Origin of the sequence: Enterococcus sp. DIV1279b (assembly GCF_050531515.1) — a bacterium.
Lineage (GTDB): Bacteria > Bacillota > Bacilli > Lactobacillales > Enterococcaceae > Enterococcus_D > Enterococcus_D casseliflavus.
The window spans coordinates 928,872-947,395 of sequence record NZ_CP172891.1; the positions used below are offsets into that span (position 1 = coordinate 928,872).

Annotated in this window: 13 protein-coding genes and 2 pseudogenes; 13 read left to right on the forward strand and 2 right to left on the reverse strand. The window is 45.5% G+C overall.

Annotated features, from left to right (window positions below):
* Nucleotides 1-98 precede the first annotated feature (98 nt).
* The 4 genes from rhaB (at nt 99) to fucO (ending at nt 4,832) form a co-directional block, all read left to right on the forward strand.
* Nucleotides 99-1,514: a rhamnulokinase gene (rhaB, locus tag IGI71_RS04385; protein WP_371179785.1), complete on the forward strand. Its 1,416-nt coding sequence runs from the start codon at nt 99-101 to the stop codon at nt 1,512-1,514.
* Nucleotides 1,511-2,764 (forward strand): L-rhamnose isomerase, encoded by a 1,254-nt coding sequence (gene rhaA / locus IGI71_RS04390; RefSeq protein WP_010747660.1) that lies wholly within the window; start codon nt 1,511-1,513, stop codon nt 2,762-2,764. The genes rhaB and rhaA overlap by 4 nt, the downstream gene beginning before the upstream one ends.
* A 7-nt stretch (nt 2,765-2,771) precedes the next feature.
* Complete coding sequence (rhaD, locus tag IGI71_RS04395; RefSeq protein ID WP_430616185.1) at nt 2,772-3,596, forward strand: rhamnulose-1-phosphate aldolase; 825 nt, start codon at nt 2,772-2,774, stop codon at nt 3,594-3,596.
* A gap of 84 nt (nt 3,597-3,680) precedes the next feature.
* On the forward strand, nt 3,681-4,832 hold the full coding sequence (gene fucO, locus IGI71_RS04400) for a lactaldehyde reductase (RefSeq protein WP_010747662.1): 1,152 nt from the start codon (nt 3,681-3,683) through the stop codon (nt 4,830-4,832).
* A 278-nt stretch (nt 4,833-5,110) separates the two neighbouring features.
* Here the strand turns inward: fucO and IGI71_RS04405 are convergent, their stop codons facing one another.
* Entirely contained in the window at nt 5,111-5,974 is an 864-nt protein-coding gene (locus tag IGI71_RS04405) for an alpha/beta hydrolase (RefSeq protein ID WP_010747663.1), read from the reverse strand.
* Between the two features lie 169 nt (nt 5,975-6,143).
* Here IGI71_RS04405 and allC point away from each other — a divergent pair, with 169 nt between their 5' ends.
* From allC to arcC, 7 genes and pseudogenes are all read left to right on the forward strand, one after another.
* The gene (gene allC, locus IGI71_RS04410) at nt 6,144-7,373 is read left to right on the forward strand and encodes an allantoate deiminase (RefSeq protein WP_010747664.1); all 1,230 of its coding nucleotides are present in this window, start codon (nt 6,144-6,146) and stop codon (nt 7,371-7,373) included.
* Between the two features lie 15 nt (nt 7,374-7,388).
* Nucleotides 7,389-8,174, forward strand: coding sequence for a (S)-ureidoglycine aminohydrolase (allE, locus tag IGI71_RS04415; protein WP_430616186.1), 786 nt, complete (start codon nt 7,389-7,391; stop codon nt 8,172-8,174).
* A 13-nt stretch (nt 8,175-8,187) separates the two neighbouring features.
* Nucleotides 8,188-9,265: pseudogene (gene allD, locus IGI71_RS04420) on the forward strand (ureidoglycolate dehydrogenase).
* 8 nt (nt 9,266-9,273) lie between these two features.
* Nucleotides 9,274-11,028 carry an acyl-CoA synthetase FdrA gene (gene fdrA, locus IGI71_RS04425; RefSeq protein ID WP_010747667.1) on the forward strand — a complete coding sequence of 585 codons (1,755 nt, stop codon included), beginning with the start codon at nt 9,274-9,276 and terminating at the stop codon, nt 11,026-11,028.
* A 12-nt stretch (nt 11,029-11,040) separates the two neighbouring features.
* Nucleotides 11,041-12,303 (forward strand): DUF1116 domain-containing protein, encoded by a 1,263-nt coding sequence (locus IGI71_RS04430; RefSeq protein WP_010747668.1) that lies wholly within the window; start codon nt 11,041-11,043, stop codon nt 12,301-12,303.
* Nucleotides 12,304-12,341: 38 nt separating this feature from the next.
* Nucleotides 12,342-13,205, forward strand: coding sequence for a DUF2877 domain-containing protein (locus tag IGI71_RS04435; RefSeq protein WP_154694223.1), 864 nt, complete (start codon nt 12,342-12,344; stop codon nt 13,203-13,205).
* Nucleotides 13,178-14,115, forward strand: a pseudogene (gene arcC, locus IGI71_RS04440) (carbamate kinase). The gene IGI71_RS04435 and the pseudogene arcC overlap by 28 nt, the downstream one beginning before the upstream one ends.
* 30 nt (nt 14,116-14,145) lie before the next feature.
* Here the strand turns inward: arcC and IGI71_RS04445 are convergent.
* A complete protein-coding gene (locus IGI71_RS04445; protein ID WP_430616187.1) occupies nt 14,146-15,777 on the reverse strand; it encodes a PucR family transcriptional regulator in 1,632 nt (543 codons plus the stop codon).
* 130 nt (nt 15,778-15,907) lie between these two features.
* Between IGI71_RS04445 and IGI71_RS04450 the strand changes: the two genes are divergently transcribed.
* Together IGI71_RS04450 and IGI71_RS04455 are read left to right on the forward strand one after the other, a co-directional pair.
* Nucleotides 15,908-17,122 carry a pyridoxal-phosphate-dependent aminotransferase family protein gene (locus tag IGI71_RS04450; protein WP_010747674.1) on the forward strand — a complete coding sequence of 405 codons (1,215 nt, stop codon included), beginning with the start codon at nt 15,908-15,910 and terminating at the stop codon, nt 17,120-17,122.
* 151 nt (nt 17,123-17,273) lie between these two features.
* On the forward strand, nt 17,274-18,524 hold the full coding sequence (locus tag IGI71_RS04455; protein ID WP_010747675.1) for an MFS transporter: 1,251 nt from the start codon (nt 17,274-17,276) through the stop codon (nt 18,522-18,524).

Consider the following 18,524-nt stretch of genomic DNA (forward strand, 5'->3'; position numbering starts at 1 on the left):
TGAATTGTAATCGATTTATTTTTAAACAAGATAATGAAAGGTGGAGACCAGTGAACACATTTATCGCAATCGATATCGGTGCATCAAGCGGTCGTCTGATGCTGAGCCGTTGGGAAAATGAGCAGATCACTTTAGAAGAGATCCATCGCTTTAAAAACGGCTTTCGTCCTCATGAAGGCTTTGACCGTTGGGCGATCGATTATTTGATCCAAGAGATTTTAGTAGGACTGCAAAAAGTGAAACAAGCAGGTATCAATGACTGCTTCATCGGAATCGACACCTGGGCAGTGGATTACTGTTTGATCGATCAAGCAGGCGAACGTTTAGGCGACCCAGTCGCTTATCGAGATAGTCGCACCAATGATGCGATCGCAGCTTTTGGTCAGCGCTATTCTTTGCAAAAACTGTATGAGAAAACAGGCATTCAGCTGCAGCCCTTCAATACGATTTTTCAGTTAGCCGCAGAAGAAGCGCAACTGCTGCAAAAAGCCGACAAGCTGCTGCTGATTCCAGACTACTTGGGCTACGTTTTTACTGGCAAGATGGTCACGGAAAAAACCAATGCTTCGACGATGCAGCTTCTAAATGCCAACACCCAAACATGGGATGCAGAATTGTTAGCTGAGATCGGCGTAACAGAAGGCCTATTCCCACCATTGGTTGATGCTGGAACGGTTTTAGGCGCACTGCAAACACAGAAGTTTCCAGCCTATGATTTGCCACAAGCGACCTTTGTCACTGTCGCTAGTCATGACACGGCATCAGCGATCATCGGTACACCTGGAGAGGGGTCAGATTGGGGCTACATCAGCAGCGGGACTTGGTCATTGCTGGGGATCGAAACCAAAGTACCCAATGTTTCCCTCGCCGCCTTTGATGAAAATTATACGAACGAATGGGGTGCCCACAACACGATTCGCTTTTTAAAAAACATCATGGGCATGTGGCTGATCCAAGAAGTGGCTCGGCAGCAAGACTATCAGTATTCCTATGCAGAATTGGCGGAATTGGCGCAAGCAACGCCTGCTTTTCAACAGTTTGTCGATGTCAATGATCCTCGTTTTTTGAATCCAGAAAACATGATTACTGAACTGCAAGCGTATTGTCGAGAAACCCAGCAGAAAGTTCCAGAAACCGCAGGGGAACTGGCTCGCTGTGTGTGTGATAACTTAGCGCTTTGCTATGCCAGTGAATTACAAAAGCTGGAACAGCTGACAGGTACGACGAGCAAGCTGCAAAAACTGCATATCGTGGGGGGCGGTTCCAACAATCGCTTTTTAAATCAACTGACGGCTGATGCTGCGCAGCTGACGATCGAAGCTGGCCCAAGTGAAGCAACGGCGATCGGTAATCTTTTAATGCAGATGATGAGTGCTGGCATCTTCACGTCGCTGGCTGAAGCACGCCGCGCGGTCAAACACTCATTTCCTTGCAGTGTTCATGAACCACAGCCTTTTGATCACAAGATTTTAAGCAACTATCAACGTTTTATAGAAGGAGTAGGAAAAAAATGACAACGATTCAACAGCGTTATGAAGAAGCTAAGACAGCATATGCCAAATTAGGCGTCGACACGGATGCGGTTTTGAAAAAATTAGCCGATGTGAAAATCTCGATGCATGTTTGGCAAGGGGACGATGTCCAAGGATTTTTGAGTGATGAAGCATTATCTGGTGGGATCTCTGTAACGGGGAATTATCCTGGTGCTGCCCATACCCCAGAGGAGTTGCGCCAAGATTTAGAAAAAGCCTACTCTTTGATTCCTGGAAAACACAAATTGAACCTTCACGCCATCTATTTAGACACCGAGGAAGCAGTGGATCTAAATGAATTGGAGCCGAAGCATTTTGAAAAATGGGTCGCTTGGGCGAAAGAACAAGGCTTAGGTTTAGACTTCAATCCAACCTTTTTCTCACATCCCATGTTCAAAGATGGCTTTACCCTTACTTCACCAGATGAAGAAGTTCGTCAGTTCTGGATCGAACACGGCAAACGTTCTCGTCAAATCGCTGCCTATATGGGGAAAGAAACTGGGCAAGTCTGTGTCAATAATTTCTGGGTGCCAGATGGCTACAAAGACAACCCGATCGATCGTTTTACACCACGGGAACGCTTGATGACAGCATTAGATGAGATTTTTGCTGAAGAATTGCCAGCGGAATACACGGTAGATGCCGTGGAAAGCAAGTTGTTTGGTCTTGGTGCTGAAGCCTACACCGTCGGCTCTCATGAATTTTATATGGGCTATGGCTTGACGCGCGATAAATTGATTTGTTTGGATGCTGGACATTTCCATCCAACCGAAGTGATCTCCAATAAATTGTCTTCATTGGCACTATTCAGCAAAGGCATTTTGCTGCATGTCAGCCGTCCTGTACGCTGGGATAGTGATCATGTCGTGATCATGGACGATGAATTGCAAGAGATTGGCCGCGAATTGGTTCGCAATGACTTATTGCCAAAAACCAACATTGGGTTAGATTTCTTTGATGCGACGATCAATCGGGTCGCTGCGTGGGTGATCGGGACGCGCAATACTCAAAAAGCGTTGCTAAAAGCGATGCTAGAACCGATCGAAGAACTAAAAGCAATCGAATTGTCAGGTGATTTCACCACTCGTTTAGCCATGACGGAAGAATTAAAAGACTATCCGTATGCAGATGTTTGGAATTACTTCTGTGAAAGCCAAGGGGTACCAGCAGGTCTGGATTGGCTATCAGAAGTGAAAGCCTATGAAGAAACCGTCTTAAAAGCCAGAAAGTAGGAGAACGATGAAAAAGATTGATATTTTACAAGCGAATTTTGTACAAGAAATGATGGAAACGACAGCAAATCTTTACTGTTTAGGGTGGGATGAGCGCAACGGCGGCAATATTTCTTACTTATTAACAGAAGAAGAGATCTTGCCTTTCATCGATCCGCAAAGCGTCTTGCGGGAAATTCCCATGATTTTTGATGCCACGGCACTAGCTGGCAAGTACTTTATCGTGACAGGTTCAGGAAAATACTTTAAAAATGTAGCGGCACATCCAGCGGAAAACCTTGGTGTGATCCGAGTCAAAGAAGATGGGCAAACATTGGAATTGCTTTGGGGCTTGGAAAATGGTGCGGTGCCAACGAGTGAACTGCCAAGTCATTTCATGAGTCATATCGCACGCTTGTCGGTCGATTCAGAAAACCGAATCATCATGCATAACCACGCATCACATCTTTTAGCCATGAGTTTTACCCATGAGTTGGATGAACGCAGTTTCACGCGGACCTTGTGGCAAATGTGTACGGAGTGCTTGGTGGTCTTCCCAGAAGGCGTTTCCATCATTCCTTGGATGGTCCCAGGAACGAATGAGATCGGCGAAGCAACGGCTGCTAAAATGAAAGAGACCCGTTTGGTTCTTTGGCCGCAACATGGGATCTATGGTGCTGGCAAAGATATGGACGAAGTCTTTGGCTTGATTGAAACGGCAGAGAAAGCTGCGGAAGTGTACACCTATGTCAAAGCGCAAGGCCCAATTTTACAAACCATTACAGATGAAAATCTGAAAAAAATGGCTGACGCTTTCAAAGTCACTCCCCGAGCAGGCTATCTTGAGGTATAATCAATGGTAGAAGAATAGAAAAGGCTTTCAGTCTTTTCTATTTAAAACATATTGTGAATAAACAAACAAACGGAGGTAGGAAGAATGGCAAATAGAATGATTTTGAATGAAACATCGTATTTTGGAAAAGGAGCGATCGAGAACGTACCGACCGAATTCAAGGCACGAGGGTTTAAAAAAGCGGCAGTGATCACCGACAAAGATTTGGTGAAATTTGAAGTTGCGACCAAAGTGACGAAATTATTGGATGAAGCAGGTGTCGATTATGCGTTATATGATGGGATCGTGCCGAACCCAACGATCCAAAATGTCAAAGACGGCTTAGCGTTTGTCAAAGAAGCCCAAGCCGATTGTATCATTGCGATTGGCGGTGGTTCACCGATCGATACGGCAAAAGCGATCGCAATCATTGCTACGAATCCTGAATTTTCAGATGTGATTAGTTTGGAAGGCGTGGCAGACACGAAACATCCATGCTTGCCGATTTTAGCGGTACCGACAACTTCTGGGACTGCAGCCGAAGTAACGATCAACTATGTGATTACAGATGAAGAAAATCATCGGAAATTTGTTTGTGTAGATCCTCACGATATTCCTCTGGTAGCCTTTGTGGACAGCGATATGATGATGGGGATGCCTAAGAGCTTGGCAGCCGCAACGGGAATGGATGCCATGACCCACGCCATCGAAGGCTTCATCACCAAAGGCGCATGGGAAATGACTGATATGCTGCACATCAAAGCAATCGAGATCATCGGACGCTCATTGCGAGATTCCGTGAATGGCGATCAAGCAGGACGAGAAGCGATGGCGTTAGGACAATACATTGCCGGTATGGGCTTTTCAAACGTCGGTTTGGGCTTAGTCCACGGCATGGCCCATCCATTATCCGCTTGGTACAACATTCCTCACGGAGTAGCGTGCGCGTCCTTGTTGCCAACCATCATGAAATACAACAAAGACTTTACGGGTGAAAAATACCGTGAGATCGCGATCGTTTTAGGCATTGAAGGGGCAGAAACGATGTCACTTGAAGACGTCCGCGATGCTGCTTGCCAAGCAATCGATCAGTTAAGCAAAGATGTGGGCATTCCAGCGACCATTTCTGAATTAGGCGTTAAAGAAGAAGATATCCCAGCCATCGCCAACGATGCCTTGAACGATGTCTGCACACCAGGCAACCCGCGGGATACGACTTTAGAAGAAATTATTGAGCTTTATCGTTCGTTGATGTAATCTTGTTAAAGGTACGAAATTCGAAGAAATGAAAGATACTTCTGCAAGTTTCCCTTAACAACGATCTGCTGATCAGTTGCTGTTTTATTCTGAAGACTTCAGTAAAATTGCGAGGCAAAGCGTTAGATTTTTGAAGAAATCGTTGTGCCCATATACTAGTAATCAAATCAAAAAAAGTGATCATTAGAGTTGGTTCTCTAATGGTCACTTTTTTGCTGTACGCAAGATCACAGCGTACCGATCGCTTCAAAATCATCACCTATCAAGAGCTGAGAGTTTCAGAATTGGTTAGTCAGCCACCCAATCATCTCTCGATAGCACTCATCAGCGCTCGCATTTGGTGTCCGATCAAAGTCATGCTGATCTAAGTCGAGCCAAAGTGTTTTGGCATGGGGGACTTGTGCAGCGAAAGCTTCGGATGCGCTGAAGGGAACATCTGGATCTTTTTTGCAATGAACGACAAAGCAAGGAGGAAAGTCTTGGTAAGCGGCAGCAGGAATCGCCAAGGCTGCTAGCTGTTCCCGATTCCCTAAATAACGCTGCCAGTTGCCATATTGACGGGCGGAAAGGTACAAAGGGAATCGTTTTTCTAAGGTGCCGTGGGTGATGGGTTGGCTTTCGATCATGGCTTCAGCGGCGAGTGGTGGGACTTTCGGAAATTGTGTGTAAAAGCGTGCCGGCTGCAAAAATTCTTTACAAAACAACTCTTGGTAACCGTAAAATCGGATCAAGCCCTTTTGCTCCGAGTGCTTTGTGCGTGCGGTCAGTAAGGTCGCTAAAAAACCGCCGGCGGAGCGACCGAACAAAACGTACTCATTTGTACCAACGCCGCTGAACTGCCAGCCTTCGGCCAAAAACCACTCCACTGCCTTTTTTGCATGAAGGTAGATATCGTGTAGCGCTACTTCGGGAGCCAGTGGATAATCGAACAGGTAAAGGCTAACACCGGCAGCCAGCAATTGGTGGACATAATCCTGCGGAAGGTCTTCCCGCTGACCATAGAGGAAGCCACCACCATGAAAATACAAAAGGCTGATCCGAGGCTGCGCTGCTTTTAGGATCGTCACTTCTAACGGCAAAGTGCCATAGGTGTCAAATTGGATTTTTTCTGTTTGCGCAAAGGCATTTTTAGGATAAACCATTGTTTTCTTCCTTTCTCTTCTTCGATAGTATAAGGAAGAGTATAGGAGAAGGAAGCGGTTTAAAAAACAGCGTTATGACTAAAAATAGAAACGGTTTTGTCGAAAGTGAACAATGATGTCCTTCAGTAACACGCTTACAATAACCGTATAAATCAAAGGAGGCAGAACAATGGAGTTGAAAAAAGAAGTAGCGGCAATGATCGATGCACTATCTCAGATTGGGAGTGATCCAACTGGAGGAATGACTAGACTGCTTTATACCGATTCATGGAAAGAAGCGCAATCATTTGTAGAAAAACAATTAAAAGAAACTGGCTTAACGACGTCCTATGATGCAGTCGGCAATCTCTTCGGCAGAATGGAAGGCAGCCAGTATCCAGAAGAAACGATTCTTTCAGGGTCACATATCGATACCGTCGTCAACGGTGGCACATTAGATGGTCAATACGGGGTCGTTGCTGCTGCTTTAGCAATCAAGTATTTAAAAGAGACCTATGGGCAACCTTTACGCTCCTTGGAAGTCATCTCAATGGCAGAAGAAGAAGGCAGTCGCTTTCCAACCGTTTTTTGGGGAAGCAAAAACTTTGTCGGAGAAGCCAAAAAAGCCGACGTTGAAGCGATCGCAGATTTTGAAGGCAATCGCTTCGTGGCAGAGATGCAACGCCAAGGCTTTGATTTTCGCGACCCACAAGAACCGGTTCGATCAGACATCAAAGCCTTCGTGGAAATCCATATCGAACAAGGCAGTGTTTTAGAAAAAGAAAATTTGCAGATTGGTGTCGTCAATAGTATCGCTGGTCAAAAGCGTTACACCTTTGTTTTAAAAGGACAAGCCAATCATGCAGGAACCACACCGATGGGCTATCGCCAAGATGCTGTGTATGGTTTTGCCAAAATGTGTGCCGCAGTGATCGACCGTGGCTTAGAGCTTGGGGATCCATTAGTAGTGACATTCGGTAAAGTTGAGCCAAAACCGAATACGGTCAACGTGGTTCCTGGTGAAGTGTTGTTTACGATGGATTGTCGCCATACCGATGGGCAGCTATTGGATGCCTTTACTGCTGAAGCAGAACAGATCATTCAAGCGATCGCCAAAGAGCACGACCTGACAGTGGAGATGGATCTATGGATGGATGAACGCCCTGTGCCGATGGACGAGACGATCGTTGCCACGGTGGAACAAGCGGTGAAGCAAACTGGCAAACGCTACAAAGTCATGCATAGTGGGGCGGGGCATGATTCCCAAATCATTGCACCACATTTTCCAACTGCGATGCTGTTTGTACCAAGTATTGATGGGATTAGCCACAACCCAGCCGAAGCAACGACTATCGAAGATTTAGTAGCTGAGGTTGAAGTTTTAGCAGCTTCCCTTTACGAGCTAGCATACAAAGAATAGAAAGCAGGGACACACATGGGATATAAAAATAATAATACGGGCTATTTAGATGGATTGCTGCAATCACGAGCAGTCATTAGAAAAAATAATTTTGCGATCTTGCCGCATGATGGGCTAGTGAATAATGTCATTCCAGGATTCGAAAACTGTGAATGTTCGATACTCGGCACACCAAAATTAGGGGCGTCTTTTGTCGATTACATCATTTCATTCAAAAAAGATGGCGCCAACCAATTGGGCTTCGGCGGTCCAGAGATCGAGAGTTTCTTGTATGTCATCTCGGGCAAACTGGAAGTAAGTGATGGCAAAGAAACCCATACATTGACGGACGGAGGCTATATCTATCTGCCTGCTGGAGAAAAACTGTATATGAAAAATCTCCAAGAAGAAGCGACAGAAGTGTTCTTGTATAAGAAGCGTTACCAATCGCTAGAAAATCACCAAGCCTACAAAGTAGTGGGGAATCTTTCAGAGTTGACACCGATCCAATACGAAGGGATGGCAGACGTCCTACTTTGGGATTTCCTGCCAAAAGAGCTGGGCTTTGACATGAATATCCATATCCTTTCCTTTGAACCAGGGGCAAGTCATGGCTACATTGAGCCCCATTACCAAGAACATGGGGCGTACTTACTGTCAGGTAAAGGGATGTATAACTTAGATAATGAGTGGTTCCCAGTGGAAAAAGGCGACTACATTTTCATGAGTGCCTATGTACAGCAAGCGGCCTATGGTGTTGGCCGTGACGAACCATTGACCTATATTTATTCCAAAGATTGCAACCGCGATCCGGAAATTTAAAGGAGTTTAGAAGATGGAAGAAACGGTTATTGTACAGTCACAAGAGTTACAGCAATTGATCCAAAACAAATTAGCGGCTGCTGGTTTGTCTGAAGAGCACGCAGCCATCGTTGCAGAGCATTTGGTCTTTGCCGATGCCAGCGGGATCCACTCTCACGGGGCTGTGCGGGTAGACTATTACGCAGAGCGGATCGCTAAAGGTGGGATGAATCGCATCCCGCAGATCACGTTTGAAGAGACTGGACCGAGCAGCGGGATCGTTCACGGTCAAAATGGCGCAGGGCAGGTCGTCGTATTAGAAGCGACAAAGCATGCCATTGAGATGGCCAAACGTTCTGGGATCGCGGCGGTTGGTGTGCGGAAAACGAGTCATAGTGGGGCACTATCCTATTATGTCAAAAAAGCCGCAGAAGCTGACTTGATTGCATTATCTATGTGCCAATCGGATTCAATGGTGGTTCCTTTTGGCGGCAAAGAAAATTATTTTGGTACCAATCCGATTGCCTTTGCGGCACCGCGAAAGCATGGTGCGCCGGTGGTTTTTGATATGGCAACGACGGTCCAAGCGTGGGGCAAAATTTTAGATGCTCGTTCCAAAGATAAAGAGATTCCAGCAACATGGGCCGTTGATGCCCATGGCAAGCCAACGACAAATCCGCATCATGTTCATGGGTTTATTGCCAATCTCAGGACCAAAAGGCTTTGGGTTGATGATGATGGTGGATATCTTGTCTGGAATGCTCCTTGGGCTGCCTTTTGGCAAGCATGTTTCCTCTATGTACAACGATCTGACGAAAGGTCGCGACTTAGGGCAGTTTATTTTGCTGATCGATCCGCAACGCTTTACAGATTTAGACACATTTAAAGAGTCAGTCGAAACGATGATCGAAGAGCTACACGCCATACCGGCTGCTGAACAGTTCCAGCAAGTCTATTATCCAGGCGAGATCAATCAACTAACCTATGAAAAATATATGGCAGAAGGCATTCCTATCGAAAAGAACATTTATCGCTATCTCATTAGCGACACGGTTCATTTTGACCAGTATTCTGGGTCAGATGCCTTTGCACAGACAGGAACAGGAAAGTGAGGAGACCCATGTTACACACTATTATTCAAAAAAACAATTACCAAGATTCCATTGTTTTAATGCTTTTGACCAATCGTTTACTGACGATCGAAGGGATCAACAACGCTTCGGTCATGATGGGTACACCTGCCAATAAGGATATCTTCAAGACGGGTGGTCTTTATACCGAGGAGATGAACAATGCGACATCCAACGATATGGTGCTCGTTTTAGACATTGAAGAGGAAGAAATCATCGAAACAGTCCTGTCAGAAATCGATGCCTTCTTATCGGACCAAAGCAATAGCGCAGGAGAAGAAACCCAAAGCGTCAAAACTTGGGAAAAAGCCTTAGATCTTGGAAAAGATGCGAAGGTCGCTGTCTTATCGATTCCTGGTACTATGGCAGCACCAGAAATTGAAACCGCATTAGCAGCAGGCAAACATGTTTTTTGTTTCAGTGATAATGTTTCATTGGAAGAGGAAGTTCGACTAAAGAAAATGGCTCATGAACAAGGACTTCTTTTAATGGGACCAGATTGTGGCACAGGGATTCTCAATGGGATACCAGTAGCCTTCACGAATGCCGTCCGTAAAGGGAAAATCGGTGTTGTCGGCGCTTCGGGTACGGGCATCCAAGAAGTCACCACCATCATTCATAAATTGGGTGCCGGTGTGACACAAGCCATCGGAACCGGTGGACGAGATCTCAAAGAAGCCGTCGGTGGGATCACCATGAAAGACAGCATTCTTGCCTTGGAACATGATCCTGATACGGAGGTGATCGTGGTGATCTCCAAACCACCTGCACCACGTGTCCGCGATGAAGTGTTGGCATTATTAAGAAGAGGAACAAAACCTGCAGTCACGATTTTTCTGGGGGAAGAACCAACGGATCACGAAGAAAATCTTTACCGAGCCTACACGCTGGAAGAAGCGGCACAATTAGCTGTGCAGCTGCTACGTCAAGAACAGATTGGATTAGAGCCAGTAAAAGAGGAAACGGCAGCTGCCGCTTTTGGCCCTGAACAGCAAAAAATTAAAGCTTACTATTCTGGCGGAACGTTGGCGTACGAAGCAGCGATGCTGGTCAAAGCAGGATTAAATCTAGAACAAGAAGATGCCCATCAGGAAGGGTACATCTTAAAAGCAGCTGGCCATGAGATCATCGATTTAGGTGATGACATTTATACGCAAGGAAAGCCCCATCCGATGATCGACCCAACAAAGCGGATCGAACTGTTGAAACAAGCGGGAGAAGATCCTGAAACGGCAGTGATTTTGTTAGATATCGTTTTAGGGTACGGCTCTCATCAAGATATGGCCAGTGAATTGGCACCGACCATCAAATCATTGAAGGAAGAAGCACAAGCAGCTGGTCGGGAGTTAGCGGTAATCGCTACAATCGTGGGAACTGATTTAGACCCCCAAGATAGCAAAGAGCAAGCAGAGATTTTAACCGCAGCTGGCGTGATTTTGTGTCAAAGCAATGCCCAAGCAGTCAAAAAAGCTTTAGCAATGCTTGGTCACCCCTTTTCCCCAATTAGTCGTAAGCTGTTGCCAAAAGCAGTGACAACTGCCGATGCGTTGCCAGAGCCATCTGACAAGAGCCGCGAAATGTTGGCGAATGACGCGTTCATCAATGTAGGGTTGCGTAGCTTTGCGGAAGCAATTCAGGCGCATCACGGTCAAGTCGTTCAATATGACTGGCAGCCAATTGCAGGTGGAAACGTAACGTTACAAAAAGCCTTACGGTTCTTAGCACAAGTGTCACTATCAGAGTAGGAGGAAGTTATCGTGTACGAAACTATTGAAGAAGCAAACCAAGCCGTTATTGCCAAGATCGTTGCCGGTTCGCCTTTTTTGCTGGATGTCGTTCCAGCAGTCAGTGTCATTCCAGAGTTAGGTGAAGGAAAAGTCCTATTGCATGCAGGACCACCGATCCGCTACGATCAGATGATCGATCCGATTCAAGGTGCTTGTGTTGGTGCGGGGCTTTTTGAAGGCTGGGGCAAAACGGAAGAAGAGGTACGTCATTTATTAGCATCTGGGGAAGTTCAACTGATTCCTTGTCACCACGTGCAAGCGGTTGGCCCAATGGGGGGCATCACCTCTGCCAATATGCCAGTACTCGTGGTGGAAAACAAAACCGATGGCAACCGAGCGTATTGTACGATGAACGAAGGGATCGGGGCAGTTTTACGATTTGGCGCCTATTCTCAAGAAGTCATTGATCGCTTGCATTGGATGAAAAATACGTTAGCACCAGTTTTAAGTGCTGCACTACAAACAAAACCCGATGGCTTGAACATCAATGTCTTAGTCGCAAAAGCAATCGCCATGGGGGATGAGTTCCATCAACGGAATATCGCTGCTTCGTTGACGTTCTTAAAAGAAGTAGCACCAGCGATCGTTACCCTGAAAGGATTTGAAAAAGAAAAACCAGAAGTCATTCAGTTTCTAGCAGATACGGATCAGTTTTTCTTGAATATCATGATGGCTTCTTCAAAAGCGGTGCTTGATGGCGCTCGGACGATTGAAGAAGGCACGGTTGTGACCGCAATGTGTCGCAACGGGCATGAATTCGGTATCCGTATTTCTGGCATGGGAGATGAGTGGTTTACTGGTCCTGTCAATACACCAAAAGGGCTGTATTTCTCAGGATTCAGTGAAGAAGATGCCTCTCCAGATATGGGCGACAGTGCCATTACGGAAACCTTTGGTGTTGGGGGAATGGCAATGATTGCTGCCCCAGCTGTGACACGCTTCGTTGGTTCTGGTGGATTTCACGATGCGTTGAAAACCAGCAATGAGATGTTAGAGATCTCCATTGATACCAATCCGAATTTTCCCGTTCCTACATGGGACTTCAAAGGGATCTGTTTAGGGATCGATGCTCGTAAAGTCGTGGAAACAGGGATCTTACCGGTGATCAATACAGGGATCGCCAACAAACAAGCTGGACGGGGACAAATTGGTGCCGGGACAGTGACACCACCAATGGATTGCTTTGAAAAAGCTGTCTTGGCTTATGCAAAAAAATTAGGATTTGAAGAATAAATCAGGGACTGAAAATGTGAAAAAGGAGCAATTTAGCGATGATACAGGCAAAATGGATCGACCAAGCTTTATTTGAACCCGCATTTATCAATGGCAACTGGCTCGTTCACAGTGTGTTTCAGCATAGTTTCAATCTACAAGATCCTCGTCAGGATCAGCTGATCTGTGTCTCCAAACAAGCGGCTCGCGTGCCCAAAGGGATGATTTTAGCTGCCGACGATTATGCAGCGTTGGCGACAGGCTTAGTTGCTGGTACCACTCTTTTGGTTCAGCAACGGGTGGTCCATTTTCCGCATCATCGTCTGTCTTTTCAAAAGGCAGCCAAATTTACAACGACCGTTCCGGCTGGCACAGTCCCATTTGATCGAGAACTGTTTTGGTCAATCCTTCAAAACGTCACGGAAAAGACGGGGATTCAAGAAGCTGTTTCAGAAACCATCCGCAGCAATCATCCGTTTTATGACGCAATCGATCAGCTATGCACGCCTTCATTTAAGGAACAACGGCAAGCAGTCGCTTATTTAGTCGGACGGGGTGTCGGATTGACCCCCACAGGAGATGATATGCTAGTTGGTCATTTACTGGCTCGCCGAGTGATGGGGCAAGAAGATACCCGCTTGGTGGCTTATCTACAAAGAAGGCTGTTGACAGTCAATGATTTAACGACTGACGTCAGTAAACACTATCTTCTGCATGCGTTGACAGGCGCATTCAATCAATCGGCATTATCCTTGACCAGGTGTACCGATTCAGCGGCTTTTTCCCAAGTAATCAAAGAGAGACTAGCGATCGGTCATACCTCGGGGGCTGACTTTTTGGCAGGGTTTGCTCGCAGTATCGATCAATTTCAAAACAATAGAAATGAGGAATTCATATGGCAAAACGAGTGGTCATCGCTCTAGGGGGCAATGCAATTTTAAAACCGAATCAACCAGCGACCGTTGAGACACAGCTTGCAAATATCCAGTTAAGTGCAGAACAGATCGCTAAAATCGAGAAGCTTGACCATCAAATCGTCGTGACGCACGGCAATGGTCCGCAAGTCGGCAATATTTTACGACAAAAAATGAAGAAGCCAAAGAAGTCGTGCCGCCTTTTCCACTAGATGTCTGCAATGCAGAGTCACAAGGCTTTATCGGTTATTTAATGGAGCAAAGCATCAAAAATAAAATTGAGCAAGAAGAATTGACCAGCAATGTCGTGACCTTATTGACCCAAGTGGAAGTGGCAGCGGATGATCCCGCGTTTGAAAAGCCAACGAAGCCGATCGGTTTGTTCTACTCAGAAGAAGAAGCAAAAAAGATGGCTGAGGAAAAACATTGGGTGATGGAAGAAGATGCTGGACGTGGGTACCGTCGCGTCGTGCCATCTCCACAACCTGTGACGATCCACGGCGTGGAATCAATGGTTCATTTATTGAATCAAAATACCATCGTGATCGCGGGTGGTGGCGGAGGGATTCCAGTCGTAAAACAAGCGGAAGACTTGAAAGGGATCGAAGCAGTCATCGATAAAGATCGAACTGGGAAAAAACTGGCAGAACAAGTGGATGCCGATGTATTTATGATGCTGACCGACGTCAACAACGTTTATATCAATTATGGAACACCGAAACAAGAAAAATTAACGGGCTTATCCGTAAGTGAAGCGCAAGCATATTTTGATGCGGGGCATTTTGCAGAAGGCAGTATGGGGCCGAAAATGGAAGCGGCGATTGCGTTTGCCAAACAAGGAAAGACAGCAATCATCTGCTCATTGGAAGAAGCGGACTTAGCATTGTTAGGTGAAGCAGGCACAAGGATCGCTGGGTAACACCAGCGATCCAACTGCTTGATTCGCCTATTAGTCGCCTTCTTCGGACAGCTCAAGGGCTAAACGCAGATCCAGGCTGATGCTAGGATCATGCACGTTTTTTCCTAGTAGCTTTTGACACTGTTCGATGCGGTATTTGATCGTGTTGCGATGAACGAACAAGGCTTTGGCGGTGCGGGTGATCTCACATTGATAATCCAAGTAAGCCCGTAAGGTTTTCCGCAATTCGATGGTGGCATCTTCTTGCGGAAACGCCAATTCTTTAAGAATCGTACGGCAGAAATAATGGATATCTTCAGGACTCATTTTTTCAAATAGACTCCGCATTCCACGTTGATGGTAGAAAGAGACGATGGACGAATCATGTTGGCCTCTTCGTTCTTCATAAGCAGTCTTTGCTTCGATGTAGGAGCTGGCTAAATCATTGATACTTTCAAAGACACTCCCTACCCCAAAGGCCATTCGAAATGGCAACCGATTGGTCAAAGCATTGGCGGTCTCGATCAAATGGTCTTCTAAGGCATCACACTTGTGCTGCACGAAAATCGCAAAGTGATTGCTGCCCTTTAAGCGAAAGAGACAAACATCTTTGATGCGATAAGGCAGTTGTTCACTAAACCACTGATAAACCAAGTCACTTTCTTCTTTTAAGTATTTGTCTTTGCCTTTGGTTTCTTTGGTTGATTCGCAGGCACCATAGATGACACGATAATGGCGGGCTTTGACTAACCCGTAAGTCTTTCCGAGATCTAACCAATCCTTTTGTTCTTGCTTGGTGGATTGCTGGTATTCGATCATCCGTGTTAAAAAGTCACTTTTTAAATCTTCAAAAGATTCTTGCACTTTTTGGTTCTTGTAAAGCATAAACGACAAGACCAAGGCTGCTTGTTCCAGCGCAAAATCCGAGACAGGATAAGGAATCGCCTCAGGATTCAAAATGACTAAATAATGGGGGAAATAAGTGGAGGTTTCAATGGCATAATAAGAAATTTGTGACGTTTTTTCATGAAGATCTTTGATAGGGATCGCCCCGCTTTTTTCACCAGTAAAAACCCCTTTCGTTTGTCCTAATTGATGGATGTAATACTCCGCGGGTTTTGACATGCGGGTGAAATGCTTGGAGTGGGCAATCACTTGTTTAAAAGGATTCAACAAAATGATCGGTGTATTGACCATTTGGCCAAAATCAGCGATAAAGCGAGCGATGCTGACATCCTTCATCAAGGAAGCAGAGAACCGTTTTTGAATGTCTAAGGCATAACTCAGCTGCTCGGTTTTGGTGTTCCACAATAAATTCAAAAGCTGGTGCATCAAACGCCCCAGCGGCATCGTGGCAGGTACTTCTACGATGGGGAAACCCAAGCTATCGGCGTAGGCGATGACTTCAGGATCGATGATATCCAAAAAACGACCGATCTTGATGCCTAATCCGGCGGCATTTTTGGCTACGAGAGAATCGATCAGCTCTAGAAGCGCTCCTTGATTATCTTTATAAACCATCGCCGTGCTTAAGATAAAGGTATGCTCAGGAATATAGTGGGCGATATCGGGGGTCTCGGTGATTTCGATACTGTCGACGGGAATTTCCGCAGTCAGGGGATCTGTCAATAAACGCAAATTGGAAAAGCGTGGTATAGCAAGTAATTCAGCAACTAACTTCATAGAGAAACTCCTTTTGGAATTGAACAAAACAAACAAAAACATGTCCTTTTTTAGCTTTATTGTACAACAAACTTGGAAACGTTGACAAGGCGTTGGACAGTGAAATCAAAAAGAGAAATGAGGGAAAAAGATGTATAAAGAGTTAACGATCGCACAACGTACGATCATGACACCTGGGCCTGTAGAAGCCCATCCAGCTGTTCTACAAGCAATGACCAATCGCATTTTGGGGCAGTTTGATCCGAATTTTTTGGCGATCATGGATGAGGTCAAAGAAATGATCAAACAACCGTTTGGAACCAAAAATAAAGAGGCATTTGCCATTGACGGAACTTCCCGAGCTGGTTTAGAAGCGGCGCTGATCGCTTTGATCGAACCAGGGGACAAAGTCTTGATCCCAGCCTATGGGCGCTTTGCTTTCTTACTGGGAGAAATCTGTGAACGTGCTCAAGCACAAGTCAAATATGTAGAAAAAGAGTGGACGGCTCCTTTTGCACCCGCAGAGGTCATCAAAGAAATCGACGCATTTCAACCCAAGATCGTGGCGATGGTCCACGGGGAAACCGCCAACGGGCAAATGCAGCCGTTAGCAGAAATCGGGCAGTATTGTCGCGCAAAAGATATTTTCTTTGTCGTTGACATGGTGGCGACTTATGGTGGCGTGGCCCTGTCAGTCGATGATTGGTGTGTCGATTTAGCGATTGCCGGTACACAGAAGTGTTTAAGCGTGCCGTCTGGTCTTTCATTAGTGACCTACAACGAGCGAGTCGAAGCCGTCCTTAATGCTCGTTACCAAAAAGAATTAGGCTTGAGTAAAACGGATCGAAACAAGCGGCACATTATAAGCAATTACTTGGATTTGAGTCAACTGCAACGCTACTGGAACACTGAACGAATCAACCATCACACAGAAGCGACGAGTATGATCTATGCGCTTCATGAAGGATTACGGATGCTGCTAAACGAAGGTCTCGATGCAGCCTATCAACGTCATTTGACGAATGAAGGCGCGTTGGTCGCTGGACTGGAAGCAATGGGGCTGTCGATTTATGGCGAAAAAGCAACCAAAATGCCGACAGTTACCCCTATCTTTATTCCAGAAGGTGTTGATGGCGAAGCTGTCCGAGAAGAGATGCTTCACTCCTTTGGTGTAGAGATTGCTAGTTCATTTGGTGATCTAAAAGGAAAAATCTGGCGGATTGGAAATATGGGCTACAGCAGCCGCAAAGAAAATATTTTACATGTCCTAGCCGCGTTAGAAGGGGCGCTATTGTACCAGCAAGCACCAATTTCTGCTGGCAAAGCGCTCATCGCTGCGTTAAATTACCACCAAAAAACGACTTAAATTTTTAGCACAAATGCACAACGACTGAAAGCGCTTTGTGAAAAATGACAAATGCAATCGTCGTCAAAAAAACGTACACTAAGACTATCTTAAAGCGCTTTCGTTGGCGTGCTTCACAAACTTTACTTGTGTAACTGATGGAGGGAAAAAAATGGAAATCAATAAAGAACGTGGTGGGCTTGCCTACTGGAAACAAATTATTATCTTAATGTGTTCAGGCTGGGTCACTATCTGGATTTATCGCGCTGCATTATCGCCAGTCTATCCGCAAATCAATGAGTCACTTGGCGGCAATATTTCTGATACAGCATTAGGATCGATTGCCAGCTTTTACTTTTTCGGCTATGTAATCATGCAGATTCCTGCCGGCTTTTTGGTGGATAAGATTGGGAAGAAAACAGTTCTGCTTCCAGGATTCGTGGTATTTGCACTGGCAGCTTTACTGATTTCACAAGCCTCTTCAATCTCCATGATCTATACCGGTAGCTTTTTAGCAGGGATCGGCTGTGGGTCATTTTACGGCTCAGCGTATTCTTTGACCTCACAGAACATTCCGAAAGAAAAGAAGAGCTTCTCAACAGCGATCGTCAATAGTGGTTCTGCCGTTGGTTCAGGGTTTGGGATGATCTTATCAAGCTTTATCGTTATTCAGATGAACATGCCTTGGCAAACAATGATGTATTTATCCGCTTTCTTGATCGTTTGTATGACGATCGCTTTTGCATTGGTGATCCGCAGCAACAAAGAAGACGTGGCTTTCTTGGAGAGCCAAGCAGCAGCTGAAGAAGAAACAACGGATCAGCCGAAAGAAAAAGTTTCCCTTTCAACCTTGTTCTCACTGCGGATGCTCTTTACTTATGTGTTATATTTTGCGACGTGTTATGCCTACTATATGACGGTTACTTGGCTACCAAACTTCTTAGGAACAGAACGAGGCTTCCAAGGAGTCGCGATCGGTTTTTCTTCTTCATTGGTAGCATTTGCTTCCATTCCTGGGGCATTGTTCTTTAGCCGCTTGGCAGACAAATACATGCATAAAAAAGTAACCTTTATCGTTATTTTAGAAGTATTGGCGGCGTTGATGTTATTAGTAACGGTGCAAGCGACAAATTCGACCTTCTTAATGATCGCGTTGATCTTGTACGGGTTCCTTGGAAAATTAGCGGTTGAACCAATCATCATTTCTTGGCTAGGGGAAAATGCACCCAAAGTTGGGGTCGATACGACATTAGGGGTCTTCAACTTTTTCGGCATGATGTCTTCCGTTATCGCACCAACATTGACCGGATCGATCTCGGATGCAACAGGGTCAAAAGTAATGGGATTTTATATCGCAATTGTTTTGTTGATCGGTGGTACATTCTTATTCTTGACTGTAAACTCTAAGAAAACAGCCAAGTAG